We start from the raw sequence: 14,271 nt of genomic DNA, 5'->3' as shown, positions 1-14,271 counted from the left end.
TGCATAGTCCGGTAGGAACGATACAGATCTTGTCTTCGGTGGAATAGCGCTTGCGGGTCTTGCGCCGAATGTCTTTCACCGTCTTCCCGCTGTAGCGCTGGCAGTGCTTGCGACTTGCTCCATCGCTCACTCCTATCGTCGTGACCATGAGCCAAAACACTCCACTACTCAAAGCCACTAATAGTCCCTCTCAAAAACAATTGCGACCTATGGCCGCTGCCTAATGTATACTGTTGGAACACAGGCCTATATAAATTTATTAAAAAAATAAAGAATAATTGGTTCAATAACTTATTATGCAGGGCATATTTTAAATTATATAAAATATAATAATTCGAGAATATCTAATGCGTATTAAAATATTTATCCCAAAAACAATAATTAAACGACATAATTAAAGGAAAACTCCGACGGCATTTGATCTATACTTGTAGCACCTTCAACATCGCATTTCTTACATACGAGGCTAACGCTTAAAAAAGCTGTTCAAATGGGCTACTAAATGCACTGCATCGCATATTTCAAAGATCACAACTCTGACATACGCTGATTACTAAAACTGGATCAACACTGACAAAAGAATTCTTAAGACAGGGCAAATCATCATTTAATTCGGTTTAATGTCTGGCGGAATTAATCCAAAGATATTATGTGCCAGAATAAATAAGGTTGGTTAGTGTAGGCGAAAACGAAAATGGCGTCAAAAAAAGTAGAGTACGAGGTAATAGGAACCATTGGTCGTTTGCGCTTCTTTTGGGACATAATTTGTCTTTTCCACATTGCATCTCTTTCAATCTTATTGAGTATATTACGAATAAGAACGGTAATTGCCTTGTCAGTCTCAAAACATGAAAAACTCATTATTCATGCGGAAATTCCTGAAAGAAAATTGCTACTAAGCGCAAGAATTCATAAGTTGAATAAAAGACCAATTAAGCTTCAGAAACATATCGCTAAAGTTCTAGATTGGTTATTTGCCAATGCGAGCAATAATGGTGTCGTTATATACATCAAGGGCTGTGCAGATAAGGAGTGGGGATTAATACTACCCCAAACTCCCGCTATAAAACGGATTGAAATTGGCATCTTTGGTCCGAATGCACACAAGCCCCAAAACGGGTTCTTTTCATACGTTTCCGATAATCATGGAATTTATTATGATGGGCGTCAGTCCACAGAGTTGGAGACACTGTTAGATTCACTTCCTAGTGGGTTCTGGATAAATGATCCTGCCATCAGAAAGTTTCTAACAGATCGGCAACTCAAGGGGCTTCAAAAATATCCAGAATTTGACAAGTACTTTGATATAACACCAGATCCGACTGCTGTACTTATTGCTGGTCAAGTAATTGGAGATGCATCAACTGTTTATACATTTACGCTAGCACGTTCAAATTTTGATCTTGTGAAATTGGCAAAAGAAAAATTTCCTAACACACCACTATATTATAAGCAACACCCTCACGAATCTTCCGAAGCTGAAACAATGCAAATTGCAGACGAGTTCAATGTATTCTTAATTCCGTCCGACGTATCTTTTGAACATCTTTGTTGTCGTTTTAGGCGCATACTAGTTAACACATCAGGAGCAGGTCTAGAAGCTGCAATGCTCGGCTGTACTGTGTACACAGCGGGGGTCTCTTTCTTTAGCCATTGGGGTTTTACACATGACTTCTATGGTGAAATTGACAGGAGATCCAACCAACTCACCGCCCAAGACGTTTATGGCGCATTTGTTGGCCTATATTCTAAAAATATCAGAATTGATAAAAATACAAAACAGCCTCATATCATTCCATTCAGTGAATTTGAAAAACACTGTTGAGTGGTCCAGATTGGAAGTTAGTGCATCATTGGCCCTTTCGTCCGTCAGCACGATGGCCTCTGACGCAGGTGGGCGCTCAGATTACCACGGGATTGTTTGGTGTGTGAGCGTCCGGTGACTGGTCCTGTTCCTCTGGAGTAACTTCAGTTACGTTACTATTACAGCATGACATCATGCCATAATCTCGCTTAACCGAGCGGTCTAATACTCAGCGATTTGGGCAGAAATCCGCGTGAGTCCTGCCTGAAGATCGCTGTTGTTGAGTTTGGCAGCCTCACTTAGAGTACAGGCGTTTGCCGCAGCTTTACCGTCACCTTCTGAGCCTAGGAAGAGGTCGTTTTTCTTCGCAGAGCCATAGGCTTCATTGCGCGTCCGCTCGTATTTTGCTCAACTCTGGAGACCCGTTATCCAGATAAGTTCGTGCTCAACCTGAGCTATTACTTCAGGGCTGACAGAACCGCTCAAAAAACTTAATGCCCGCACATACGGTGGATCTCAAGGCGAAGTAGGGCCGTCTAATCTGAAAATAACTCACAACTCACTTCAAGTGATTGAAGTATATTCTCTTCCGTTACACTGACAAAGATGAACCCAGCCTTTGATAGGCTTATGCCTGTCTCTTCAAGAGTGAGATTGAAACGCTGGTCTTTCAACTAGTAATCAAGCCGGGCTTTTCTTATACTGAGCCCCTTGGCAGCATGGGCGACAGCGTCAGTTCTTTCAATCGCGTCTTGACAGATTACACGCTTGTCGGCGTCACTCCAGCATCGTTCTGCGCTGTCCTTCATCAGATAAATCCCTTCTGATGAAACTTGCTTATAGGATAGATAAGCATGGCCACCACTGTTAGGCTGTTTTCACAGGACACTCACGCTAAAGACTCATAGGGAAAGTGATCAGACAAAAGTACGGTAAGACGGCCTTGTGGAACCGCTTGCATGGTGTAAAATTTCAGAAGCATTAAAAAATGGATCGAAAAACTTCGCCTGAGCAGGAAATAGCTCGCCTTTGTAGCATATGAAAGAATTGGTCTAGTTTCTCCATAGTTGCCTGGCTTAAGCAGAACATTTTTCAGGACTAAGACCGCCGCTAACCTTAAGTTTTCAAATGTTTTTCCTGCCACTGCCTTTGAGCGCTTTCTAACGTGTATCCGTCCAGAGCCTGCTCATCTTACCATCCTTGGGATGTGTTGGTGTGGTCTACAAGATTTCAATGCAAAAGCTTGAACGTTAGGCATCACTCGGATCTCGTATAAGGATACCTAAGTTGTGCCAACTCGTCAGTGCTTTAAAAAAAGCTAATCGCCCCTGAAGTAACACCAACGGTACAGCCAAGGTGATTTACACATCCGGTACCAAGGCGTTTGGCGTAATCTATCGTATCAATTGCCGTTTGAGCAGTCTGCCAAACCCGGGAGAGATTATGCTCCTAGTCTGCATTGCCAAGCATGCTAACTAGCGCCAGGCTCTAAGTCAGCCGCTTCATCTATGGCGACAAGTCATTTAAAGATGAGCGCTAGGGTGCGGTAACCGGAGTTATCGCGTTTCAAAATTTAGACAACAAAAAACCCGTCATCTAGGTGATAACGGGTTTGTATCTTTGGTTGCGGGGGTAGGATTTGAACCTAAGACCTTCAGGTTATGAGATCTATTTTCGAGCATTATACCGAGATAGATAAAGATAGACTGATGTAGATATACATTTATTTATCAGTATGTTATTGACATCCACGGAGCTTATAGCGACCATAGCATTATACCAAATTTGCTTACCTTTACCGCTGTCCGCTTACCGTGAGCTTACCAGATGCATAAAATCACCAAGTCCTCCATTGCTGCCCTTCAGCCAGCAGAAAAAGACATTTACATCTGGGAAGAAGCCCTTCCCGGTTTTGGAGTCAGAGTAAAGCCAAGTGGACGCAAGTCCTACATTCTGCAATATCGGAACGAGTTCGGTCGCTCCCGTCGCATGACTCTTGGCAGAACCGACGTCATCACACTCGATCAAGCAAGGAAAATAGCTCGCGATAACCTCGCAAAAGCAGCTAATGGTATAGATCCGGTAGAAGATGCTAAATCAAAGAAATCCTCTCCAACCTTCAAAGGCACCTGCCAGCGGTTCATGACTGAGCATTCAAAGAAACGATGCAAGAATAGCACCATCGCTTCCTATGAGTGGCTGCTCAACAAATTCATCATGCCACGCTTGGGGCAGAAGAAAACAATTGAAATTACGCGATCAGACATTCAAGCGTTTCATAGCTCTCTGTCGGAAACCAAGTACAACGCCAACCGCTCTCTCGGCCTCCTGCGCACGATCTTCAATAAAGCCGAAGATTGGGAAATCATCTCGCAAGGCAGCAACCCAACAGTTCGGGTACGCCCCTTCCCAGAAAAGCAAAAAGAGCGCTTTCTAAGCCCCGCAGAGATTAGCCAGCTCTTAAATGCAATCGACGAGTGCCAAGAGGACCAGACGATCACATGGCAGGCCGCATCCGTTCTCCGTCTTCTGCTATTCACTGGCTGCAGATTGGGAGAAATCTGCTCATTATCATGGGATCAGGTGGAGTTTCAGGAAAAACGGTTGCGCTTGGACGATCACAAAACCGATCAGGATGGGGCAAAATACATCCCACTAAACACACCAGCAGCAACCGAACTTCTTAAAATTCACGCTCTGGAAGAGAAGGGGAAATTCATGTTTCCGGGCGCAGGTGAACACGGCCACATAATAAATCTAAGGAAACCTTGGCTTCGGATTCTCATACGAGCTGAACTCACTGATGTTCGCATCCATGACCTGCGCCATACCTTCGCATCGGCAGCCGCGAACCAAGGAATTTCTCTGCAAGCTATCGGCAAACTCCTCGGACACGCATCCATTCAAAGCACCCAACGATACGCTAAATTAAGCAATGACTTCGTACAAGAACAGAGTGAAAAAACAATAAGTTATTTAAATATTTAGATATATTTTTATAAGCGAGTTTACAATCTGGCGTGATGTATTGGATTTAACAGTACGGAGAATCACCCCGTGACCAATAGCACCCACCTTTCCAAAGGACACCCTTTTCCAAGGCAAATGTTCGTTAGCGAAACCTTATGGGGGCTCGCTGTTTTGCTACAGCAAAAAACAAAATTCCAAACCCCGGATGATTGGTTTGACTTAGTTCTCAAGCTTCTTTGGGAAGGTGTCACAGACGAAAAAACGATAGGCTTAAATTATGAAGACACTTTGCGTGACTATGAAGTGCAGTTGAAACTTGAACCTAAGGACGAGCCCAATAACCCAAACATTGGTCCAATGAATTTCACGCGCATGTTTGTCTTCGGCCAACTTGTCCATAAACTTGACTATTCAAGCTCTCTTAGAGATGCGGTACTCGACGAGGAAGGTTTTTTCGATAGGGAGAAAATACCTCATATTAACTTCATCAGCATCTTCGAGGAATTACATAAAATTCATGCAACTAGCTACAATCCCGCAAGCACCGCTTTACTAAAAAACCTCCGAACCCCACCAAAAGAAAAACAAATCCTTTGGGATGCCGCGCTTAAAGCTTACAACGATTCCTTAACCTATCGAAACAACGATATTCCAGATCGTGATCAACTGCCCAAAAAAGTAGGATCTCCGGGGAAAGCCGCAACGGCTTTTATTCGTGAGCTACATTTAACACGACTTCGCGACGGCATACCTCCAGAAACGAATGAAGCAAAGTTCCTAATAGGGGAAGCGAGGAAAAAGAAATTCCCCGATCTCCTCAGCGAAGGTTATGTCAACAGGATCATCAGAGAGAACAAAAAGAGTGAAAAACAAAAAGGAACATAAATATTATTCGCGCCAATTATATTCCTATTAATTGATGCGTTTTTATTTGCCACGCTCTCCATGTCACTGCAACACATGGAGGACACATTTTGAAAAATCCCAATTACTTGAAGCCAAGGCAGTCTGCAGAATACCTGCAGCTTAGTCATGCAACCTTGGCGAAATGGAGGTCTGTCGGTGGCGGGCCTTCCTACTCAAAACTAGGTTCACGGGTATATTATTCCCAAAGCGACCTAGATGCGTTCCTGAAAGCACGCAAGCTGAACCACACAGCCTCACGAGCTCCTACCGATGAGTAGCAGCTCTATTTCAATCCGCCTTCCCTCAGCACTCGATACAAAGCTTCAGACTTACGCCGATGCTATCGGCGTTTCAAAGTCCGTGGCTGCCCGTCAGTTGCTCATCCAAGGAACGGACAAATCTCAAGAAAATAGCTGCGGCAAAGATTTAAAGCTACTGAGGCAATCCCAAGCAGAGATTGCACAAATGCTCACAGAGCTAATCAAAGTCACAGTAGCAGTCGCAGATTTACTTAATGATTTCACAAATAAGGATACCAATCATGCAGGCTAACGCACCAACAACAACTGTACTTTCAATGGCTCTTGAGATTGCAGGTTTCGACCATTCACCATCTCTGGAAGAGTGTTTGAAAGGTATTCATCGAGACTTCTTTGGAGAATATGGACATTGGGCTGCCGTTCCAGACGGTGACGATGTAGGTGACTACTATTTTTGGGGTATTGAAACGCATCCAGACCCAAAGCTCCGAGCACAAGGAGCACTACATCGCCACATCATCAACCAGTATTACTTTGTCACCAACATACTTTACAAGCCCAACCCACCAGCCCCAGTACTGGAGCACCTTCGCCCTGAAGGCAATCCTCATCCGGGATTTGATGAGATGCGCCTCGATGAACTCTATCTGAAAATGCAAGACTTTGACCCGGCAAACTACGCCCCAGAGGCAAAGGCTTTTTTCGAAAGTCTCGAAATCCCAGCTAAGCTTAAAGAGTTAATGCTCGAGCAATACAAAGTCGCAGCATAGTCTCCGACCCCACGCAGGCTCACTTAATGAGCCTGCGTACCATCAAGTTATTCTCTTTAAAACTTGGAGCTTCCTATGACTTCCCGTCTTCTGATTGGGGGTACAATCGCGCTCGTCTTTGCAGCAGCAGCCTACGCTATTGGTTTCTATTTCCATGTTGGTAGCAATGAGCAATTTACTCTAGCCCCAACCCCTTACATCCTGAAGTGCTTACTCTACCACGCCTCATCGAGCTTCCATTCTGGATCTGCCGAGAATTGGTTAACTTGCCAAAGCCAAATTACCAATGCAGGTCTCATTCAGGAGTTTTTAACCCGCGCCTATCTGATTGAAGGGCCAATTTTTGCGGCTGCTTTATGCTTCTTATTCGTAGCGTTCCTGATTTGGGATAGCGAACCCATCACCTTTCGGCATTTATCAGGAGGGCAACTATTTGAGTTTCAGCAGGCAGTCACAAAGCTATCTAGATCGCTCAAAAAGCAATTGAGAAAGTACGGTAATGGGATTGAAATCTCAGAAGGTGTTTCACTTAGCGCAAACCATGATCTCCGCCATTTTCTCATTCGAGGGGGCACGGGCAGTGGGAAAACACAGATTATGTTGAGGATAGTCCTCGGATGGCTGGAACGAGAAGAACCAATAGTCGTTCTTGATCTCAAAGGTTCATTGATGAGTCAGCTCGGCGTTAGTGGCTCTAGATCAGAACCAGTGCTTTTGAACCCCGGTGATGCCAGGTCTTTTGAATGGGTTATTGGAAGGGATTGCGTTGATGAAGCCGACGCCAATGAACTCGCCGCACACCTTATTCCAGAAACTCAGAACAACCCATTTTTCCCGGAGGCAGCACAATCTATTCTCGTTGGTATCATTCTGAAACTCCAGACAGAAACTCCACGTCAGTGGAGCTGGCGCGACCTATATGCAGTAACATGCCTTGGGCCTGCTGAGATTGAGAAAATCTGCTGTTACTACTACCCCCATTCATCATCTCTTTTCGAAGGAGACACCCGCTCATCAACCATGGATGTGCTGTCGACGATTTCTTCAAAACTCAAAGTCGTTCGCGTACTTTCGCAAGCATGGCCTGAGGGCACTCCGCAATTTTCTGCCAAAGATTGGCTGCGAGGAGGAAAAAGAAAACGCAATCTCGTCATCCTTGGCTGGAATGAGAAAAGCAACAAAATCTCAGCAGCGTGGGTCGCGGCGTTTTCCTCCTTGCTGGGCGGGTACATTGCCAGCCCAGAAATGCCAGAGTCTCGAAAGAAATCCCTGAACATTGCTCTCGATGAGTTTGGTAACTTGCCAAAAATGCAAGGCTTGGCCGCAGCCGTAAACATGGGACGTTCGAAGGGTCTATGTGTGGCTTTGGTCATTCAGGACGTTGGCCAGCTCAAAGAAGTCTATGGTCAACACGTGGCGTCTGGGTGGCCCTCGACTATCGGGACACACATTGTCTGCAGATTGGGGTCCGGCCCTTCCAATGACGAAATCTCGAAGTTCATTGGCACAAAGGAAATTGAGACCCTGCAAATCTCCTACAGCCAAGGCCCCAATGGGAACACAACATCAAAGCAATGGGTTAAGAAAACTGAGCAAATTATAACGCCTAACAAGCTACTAGAAAAATTGCAGGTTGATGACGAAGGCTTTAACTTCTTACTTTTCGGCATCGATCAAAACACCTATCTGCTTCGAAACAAATTCATCGCCTTACCCGAATTGCGCGCTCCGCATATTCCCCTAAAACTGAAGCCCAAAGCACCTCTTACTGACGATAAACCTGTTCCGAACAGCCAGAAGCGGCCTTCCCATAACAGGAAGCGAAGAGTTGCGAAAAAAGTCAATGCCGACGGGCTTAAGTCTTTGCTTCAAAACAAGGCGAAATAGATGGTGGCGACTATTGCGGCTAGAGGAAATGCACAAGCTGCCGCGCAGTACTACATTCACCTCAAGGAAGAACCCTACTACACGCAGAACTCGGAGCAAGCTAGAGTTTGGATAGGGCGGGCTGCTGAAACACTGGAACTGGAGGGAGTTATCTCCAGTGCACTTTGCAAACCTCCTACATGGCCTCCACCCTCACACGCAAGAGCGCCTCGTTTCGGTGGGAGGAAAGAACAAGAGCCACATTGCTGGACATGATCTTGTGTTATCAGCTCCGAAGGCCTGTAGCGTTCTTTGGGCCTTATCTGATGATACTCAACGCCATCAGGTACTCCTCTGCCACCAGAAGGCTGTAGCAGAAACATTAAAATGGGTAGAAGAACAATACGCCATTTGCAGGCGCGGCAAAGGTGGCCGCATCAAAGAGAATGTTGCAGGCGTCGTCGTGGCTTCTTTCCAACACTTCACAAGCCGAGATCTCGACCCTCAGCTGCACACCCATTGTTACATTTTCAATATCGGCCAACGCCAAGACGGAACTTGGGGCGCTATTCTTTCTAAACCAATCTACAACGCCCAGAAGCAAATAGGGCATCGATATCGTGAAAATCTCACAGCACAACTCAAAGCACTCGGACTTCAAACCAACCATTTAAATGAGACAATCGAAATTAGTGGGATCACCCGAGAAACCGAGATACACTATTCGAAACGACGGCAAGAGATCCTAAAGCTCGCTGAGCAAAGTAATGCGACGACCGCTCGGCAATTTGAACGCATTTCTCTAATGACCCGCCGCAAGAAAACTCAAATGCCTCTCGCTGAGCTTCAGAAAACTTGGAAGCGACAAGCAGAGTTCCTCAACCTATCCATACCAGCGATCACACCTGAGCAATCAGAAGAGCAACACCATATCATCACTGCCACTCCACGCCAGCGTTTGAGAGAAGCTGTTGATCGCATCCGCAATCTCGCGATGGAAGGAGCAGCGCAGATGCCCCTCAATTCGGCAGTCAAGTTGCTCCGGGCCGTATATAGAAGACTAACCGCCTCAATCGCGCGTCGCCAAAACTCCCATATAGAACAGCTCGAACATCACAACGAGCAGAACACAGAGCCTCAACAGCTGTTATACAACCAAAAGACACGATTACATCAATGATTACAGTTAGGTACTCAGAACGAACCCCGAAATGCACCTTCAGGTGCATGGGGTGTGAATCATTTTTTAAATGTAAAAATTGATATTGGAAAACACGCTCATAAGCTAAATTAAACCAAGATTTCTCACTATCCTTATCGCCGAGGTTGGCGGACCTCTGTATCTGTTTTCACGTACTTGGTCTCACCTGATTGAGCATCTTTTACAATAGCTTTCACGAGATCAGCTCCGCTAAGGTGTACTTGTTCTTGATCCACCTCTACGTCATATGATAGCACGACGCCATCAATCTGTATGTCTTTGTCTTTTACCCTAAGAACATGATCAAGAAGATCGATTTTGTACTTACATCCTTGCTTCGACTGTTTGGTGTCCGGTGTCATCTGCAAAAGATCATCAAGGCTATAATTTCGTCCATTACTTTCGAATATAATTGGCTCATCTGTCATGACACCTAGTAAAGTTGATTTGGTGTCTTCATTATTTTCCTTGGCGTGCTTACTCAGTATAAGATCAATGCCTGTTGGCGTCTTTTGAGGAACAATAAGGTTTATGTAAACATCACGCACACTCCCTTTCCAATCATCATCGATGGGTTGACGCACCAATTGTAAATCAATGCCATAGAAATCGGCATAGGTTTTCGCACCGCTTTGATAGTCCTTGGTAGTAGCAAAAATACCTTTGATATCGCCAATATCTAGCAGCGCACCATAATAATCTCTAATTCTTCCAATCGAAATGCTTTGATTAAAAGATTTACATTCAATTGCCGTAAGGTAAGTTTGTCCTGCAGCCCTAAACTTTCAGAAAATATCAATTTGGTGATCGGCACCTGATCTGCCACCAAGGCTTACATTATGCTTAACTTCAATATTCTCAACGCCTGAATTATCTACAATTTCTTGATAAATCGCTTGAACGAACTTCTCGTATTCCGTTCCTTTCGCAGTATTACTTTGCATTATAACTCCACTATCAGCCAACTCGAGAATATGGGTAGGCGTTCTTTATTTCATAGTTCAGGAAGCGACCTTTAGACGGAGCCGCCATTAACTGGTCATAGATCAATTGTGAAACATTAAAGTATTGGTAGATCGCACCACTATGAAACTCTACCTCTAGGGTTTGAGACGGTTCGTCATATCCTATCGATCTCACATTGCTCGATGCTACTTGCTCGCGATCCATATCTTCCACCTCTTGCCGTTGGAAATTAATTCGATTGACGATTGCACGAGGGCTTTGCGCGCGCCAAGAAGCAACAACACGTTCATAGCTTTCATCAACTGGAAGAGCCGTCCAACGCTCTGTGACGTCAGGATCTTCGCTATCCGGCCTCTGATCTTTACGTGGCAACTTTATGCGGCAACGCATGGGTAGCTTCGCTGCCTCTCCCATTACTATAGCTTCGCCCGTTCGTAATGTAGGGAGGGCGTCCAAAAGCGTAGAAAGGCCATCAGGAAGCGCGCCCTGCACTCGCTGCCGGTCCTGCGGATTGGCTAAGCGCAATGCAAATATGGTGCCGCATTGCGCTAGTATAGTCTCATCTACCTCAGAAGGGCGCTGGCTCACCACCATCCCTCCAATTCCGTACTTACGCCCTTCTTTCGCAATCTTGTTCGCAATCTCAGTTGCAAGCCCTTTGCTATCGCCGGAAAGGTACCTGTGAGCCTCTTCCATGACGATAAGCGCGGGTCTTTGCGCTCCACCCTCTGTCTTTTCACGCCCCCAAAACAGCGCATCATATGTCAACTTCAAAATAACACCCACCAAAAGATCAAGAACAGAACTTGGCGCTGCCGAAAGATCCAATATGTAATGGGCTTATCAGTACCTAGCCAACCAGCCAAAAGGGCATCAAGATCACGCTCTGTTTTACCAGCTAAAGAAGGTTCCCAACCACTGGGATGCAGTAGAAAGTCATACCGACGGTCCAGTAACCTCGACCTGAGTGTGTCTAACTGCCGGCGAACTCCACGTGCTCTTGGATTGATGTACGGGCCTTTAGCTCCTATCGCATGTGGTGTGTAACGTGGGAGCGTTAGATCATTGGGGTTTCCAGCAGCTTCGAGAGCAGGCTCGTCGCGCGCTTGGCCAGTGACCGTCTTCACCTCCTCATCAATTAAGTCATACCATAACTGCGCAAGTGAAAAGGGGATCGGCGTATCAACAGTGATAGAGGCGCGCGCGATTCCGGCATATTTCTCTCTGTCGAAGCTTGCAGTTTTGAGTTCGAGAACTTTCTCAATAAATGGAATTTCTTGCGCGTCATTCACGCCACCAAGCAAAAACTCCATCAAGTGGCTAAACTCCAAAGCCCAAAATGGAATGTTTAGTTGCTGCTCTCCTAAACGTGGATCAACAGAAAATACTCTCGCAATATCAAAAAGTGCCTTCGAATACTCTCCGTGAATATCCAACAGCACAATGCGCGCATTTAGGTAAAGGCCATAGGGCTCACCTTCGGCTATTGATCTTAGTAAACTGGCAACACTCGTTGATTTCCCGGACCCTGTTGATCCTAGAATTGCAGAATGTCTAGTTACTAGCTCGTTCAGCGAAATTTTCGCTGGAATATTCTCCGCAGAGGACAGACTCCCAATGCTAATTTGCCCAACCTTTGCAGGCTTATAAATGCGTTCAAGATCATGTTCTGTTGTCAGATGTACCGCATCACCAATATTGGGATACTGGCTTATTCCTCTCTCGAATACGCCCCCAAAGCTTCCCCCACAAGCTGAACTTGTATCCACCGACCGGTGTTTTCATCATCAACTTCGTTTGGAACAGCCTTAGCCCCAACCTCTGTAACGACTCCATACAGATCTTGATACCCTTGCGGTATACGAACAAAACTTCCAACTTGCCCGGTTTTATAAACTCGCCCCCCAATTATCGGCAAACCAGAACCTACAGAGCTAGCAAGAAAAATCGCAACGGCAGAACCGGATACGGACGCAATTTCTCCCAGAAAAGTTGGATCAGTTACTAGCATCGTTTATTCCCCAACAGCATCGACAAGATCGCCGACTACAGCAGGCTGCTTTGATGTAATCTCTTGCCTTATCAGTTCATTGGCATCTGAGTATGAGAGAAAACTCGCCATCGACACAAAGTCTCCAAGCAAAAAACTACCTTCTGTTTGCTTATGATCCCAATAAGTCTTTCTAATACTCTCCCACTCAGGCGTTGGGAGGTCACCTAACCTCCAAGCGCCGCGACTAGCATTGATAATCGCGCCATCACTCGCGTAAACTTGAAAATTTGACCTTTTCATAGCCAGGGCCGAAGCTCCTTCCTCGTCACGTAATTTCTTATATTGGAGCGCTATGACCGTACAATGTGGATTCTCCCGCAACGCTTCATCAAAAACAGCAGTGATATGCTTATCGAGAAATGAAAATCCAGAACACAGCAAGACCGTATCCGGCTGACACAAAAACCGCCTCATACGCTCAAACAAGGAAGAATAAGGCTGCATTGATATCTGGTCGTATTTCAGGTGCTCTGGACAAATGAGGCTTGACGCTTCTCTTGTACCAGTCCTCACTACGCTATCACCGGATGCTCTCCACCCCAGAGACCCATGTATCTTCCATAGACGCGACCAACTAGGTGTCAAAGATGGGTCGTTTATGCTTGATGAGTCGAAGAACGGCAAAAAGGAACCTGAAAAACCATCAAAGAAGGGGACCTTAGCTCGCTCAAATGCCTCCTCCAAAAGCAAATCGTAATTTGTCGTAAAAATCTCTACGGGATACTTGCGAGTAGTTCCTGCTATCCAATTTACAATCCTAGTATAAGGCGTTGTGTACGATTCATGCCCTTCTACATCGCGCGGTAATTCAGCATCTACAAAACCTCCGATAGCAGAACAGATACGATCTGCTAGCGCCATATAACCCGCTCCATTGAGACCGTACACCTCAGCGTTCCCAATCGCCTCAGATAATCTCCTCACTCTGGTGAGAACAGTTTCAATATTATAGCCCTCTTCCAACTCTGGAATTATATTAGACAGAACGGCACGATCATCCTCAGACAACGCTTCAAACACTTTATGGGTAAGTTGAACCACATTTGGAATTAAAGGTTTCCCATCCGATTTAGGCCTGTTTTCATCGTCTACTTTAATCGCAAAAGGAGCCCCTACTCCTATCAAAAGACCAATTCTCTTCTTCCCTTGTGTCAAAACCTGATGCAGATCGGAAATAAATTTGTCTGGATTATGTAGCTCGATGTCGGTCATGAGGAGCAAGACACCCTTAGAGTTGCAACCATTACAATTTCAACTAAATTTGCCTAACATGCACTTCAAATAAGACAGCCTCAGAGGTTGTCCCCAGCGAGTATTTAAAGGCGATTTTCAAAAATGCTTACCCGGCGCTTACCGGCATTCGCCAGCCTCCAAAATCTGGACACAAAAAAACCGCTAACTCATTGAGTTAGCGGTTAAATTTTGGTTGCGGGGGTAGGATTTGAACCTACGACCTTCAGGTTATGAGCCTGACG

14 protein-coding genes are annotated in these 14,271 nt (G+C 45.5%); 8 read left to right on the top strand and 6 right to left on the bottom strand.

The genetic code is table 11. The features are described from left to right. Positions 1 to 694 precede the first annotated feature (694 nt). From PsW74_RS22505 to mobF, 8 genes are all read left to right on the top strand, one after another. Positions 695 to 1,825: a hypothetical protein gene (locus PsW74_RS22505; protein ID WP_063289395.1), complete on the top strand. Its 1,131-nt coding sequence runs from the start codon at positions 695 to 697 to the stop codon at positions 1,823 to 1,825. A gap of 1,806 nt (positions 1,826 to 3,631) precedes the next feature. Further along, positions 3,632 to 4,792 carry a site-specific integrase gene (locus PsW74_RS22500; protein ID WP_063289396.1) on the top strand — a complete coding sequence of 387 codons (1,161 nt, stop codon included), beginning with the start codon at positions 3,632 to 3,634 and terminating at the stop codon, positions 4,790 to 4,792. Between the two features lie 69 nt (positions 4,793 to 4,861). Then, a complete protein-coding gene (locus PsW74_RS22495; protein ID WP_063289397.1) occupies positions 4,862 to 5,659 on the top strand; it encodes a hypothetical protein in 798 nt (265 codons plus the stop codon). A gap of 89 nt (positions 5,660 to 5,748) precedes the next feature. Then, complete coding sequence (locus PsW74_RS28500) at positions 5,749 to 5,958, top strand: helix-turn-helix domain-containing protein (protein ID WP_206599954.1); 210 nt, start codon at positions 5,749 to 5,751, stop codon at positions 5,956 to 5,958. Next, positions 5,951 to 6,232: a hypothetical protein gene (locus PsW74_RS22490; RefSeq protein WP_063289398.1), complete on the top strand. Its 282-nt coding sequence runs from the start codon at positions 5,951 to 5,953 to the stop codon at positions 6,230 to 6,232. The genes PsW74_RS28500 and PsW74_RS22490 overlap by 8 nt, the downstream gene beginning before the upstream one ends. Beyond that, the gene (locus PsW74_RS22485) at positions 6,222 to 6,710 is read left to right on the top strand and encodes a hypothetical protein (RefSeq protein ID WP_063289399.1); all 489 of its coding nucleotides are present in this window, start codon (positions 6,222 to 6,224) and stop codon (positions 6,708 to 6,710) included. The genes PsW74_RS22490 and PsW74_RS22485 overlap by 11 nt, the downstream gene beginning before the upstream one ends. Before the next feature lie 75 nt (positions 6,711 to 6,785). After that, positions 6,786 to 8,597 carry a type IV secretion system DNA-binding domain-containing protein gene (locus PsW74_RS22480; protein WP_063289400.1) on the top strand — a complete coding sequence of 604 codons (1,812 nt, stop codon included), beginning with the start codon at positions 6,786 to 6,788 and terminating at the stop codon, positions 8,595 to 8,597. A gap of 157 nt (positions 8,598 to 8,754) precedes the next feature. After that, the gene (gene mobF, locus PsW74_RS22475; RefSeq protein ID WP_063289401.1) at positions 8,755 to 9,756 is read left to right on the top strand and encodes a MobF family relaxase; all 1,002 of its coding nucleotides are present in this window, start codon (positions 8,755 to 8,757) and stop codon (positions 9,754 to 9,756) included. 134 nt (positions 9,757 to 9,890) lie between these two features. Here the strand turns inward: mobF and PsW74_RS22470 are convergent, their stop codons facing one another. The 6 genes from PsW74_RS22470 to PsW74_RS22460 all read right to left on the bottom strand — a co-directional run bounded on the left by PsW74_RS22470 (position 9,891) and on the right by PsW74_RS22460 (position 14,008). Further along, positions 9,891 to 10,325: a hypothetical protein gene (locus tag PsW74_RS22470; RefSeq protein WP_063289402.1), complete on the bottom strand. Its 435-nt coding sequence runs from the start codon at positions 10,323 to 10,325 to the stop codon at positions 9,891 to 9,893. Positions 10,326 to 10,562: 237 nt separating this feature from the next. Beyond that, positions 10,563 to 10,721 carry a hypothetical protein gene (locus tag PsW74_RS28985; protein ID WP_193775973.1) on the bottom strand — a complete coding sequence of 53 codons (159 nt, stop codon included), beginning with the start codon at positions 10,719 to 10,721 and terminating at the stop codon, positions 10,563 to 10,565. 13 nt (positions 10,722 to 10,734) lie between these two features. Then, a complete protein-coding gene (locus tag PsW74_RS29160) occupies positions 10,735 to 11,517 on the bottom strand; it encodes a helicase HerA-like domain-containing protein (RefSeq protein ID WP_206599953.1) in 783 nt (260 codons plus the stop codon). Then, complete coding sequence (locus PsW74_RS29155) at positions 11,514 to 12,512, bottom strand: ATP-binding protein (protein ID WP_206599952.1); 999 nt, start codon at positions 12,510 to 12,512, stop codon at positions 11,514 to 11,516. The genes PsW74_RS29160 and PsW74_RS29155 overlap by 4 nt, the downstream gene beginning before the upstream one ends. Next, a complete protein-coding gene (locus PsW74_RS29150) occupies positions 12,455 to 12,754 on the bottom strand; it encodes a hypothetical protein (protein WP_206599951.1) in 300 nt (99 codons plus the stop codon). Before PsW74_RS29150 ends, PsW74_RS29155 begins: the two co-directional genes overlap by 58 nt. Positions 12,755 to 12,757: 3 nt before the next feature. Beyond that, positions 12,758 to 14,008, bottom strand: coding sequence for an SIR2 family protein (locus tag PsW74_RS22460; RefSeq protein ID WP_063289403.1), 1,251 nt, complete (start codon positions 14,006 to 14,008; stop codon positions 12,758 to 12,760). Positions 14,009 to 14,271: the final 263 nt, after the last annotated feature.

Origin of the sequence: Pseudovibrio sp. W74, from assembly GCF_001623085.1 — a bacterium.
In the GTDB taxonomy this organism is placed as follows: domain Bacteria; phylum Pseudomonadota; class Alphaproteobacteria; order Rhizobiales; family Stappiaceae; genus Pseudovibrio.
Note: the sequence above shows the minus strand (reverse complement) of the source record. Positions and strands in the feature narration are given on the sequence as shown.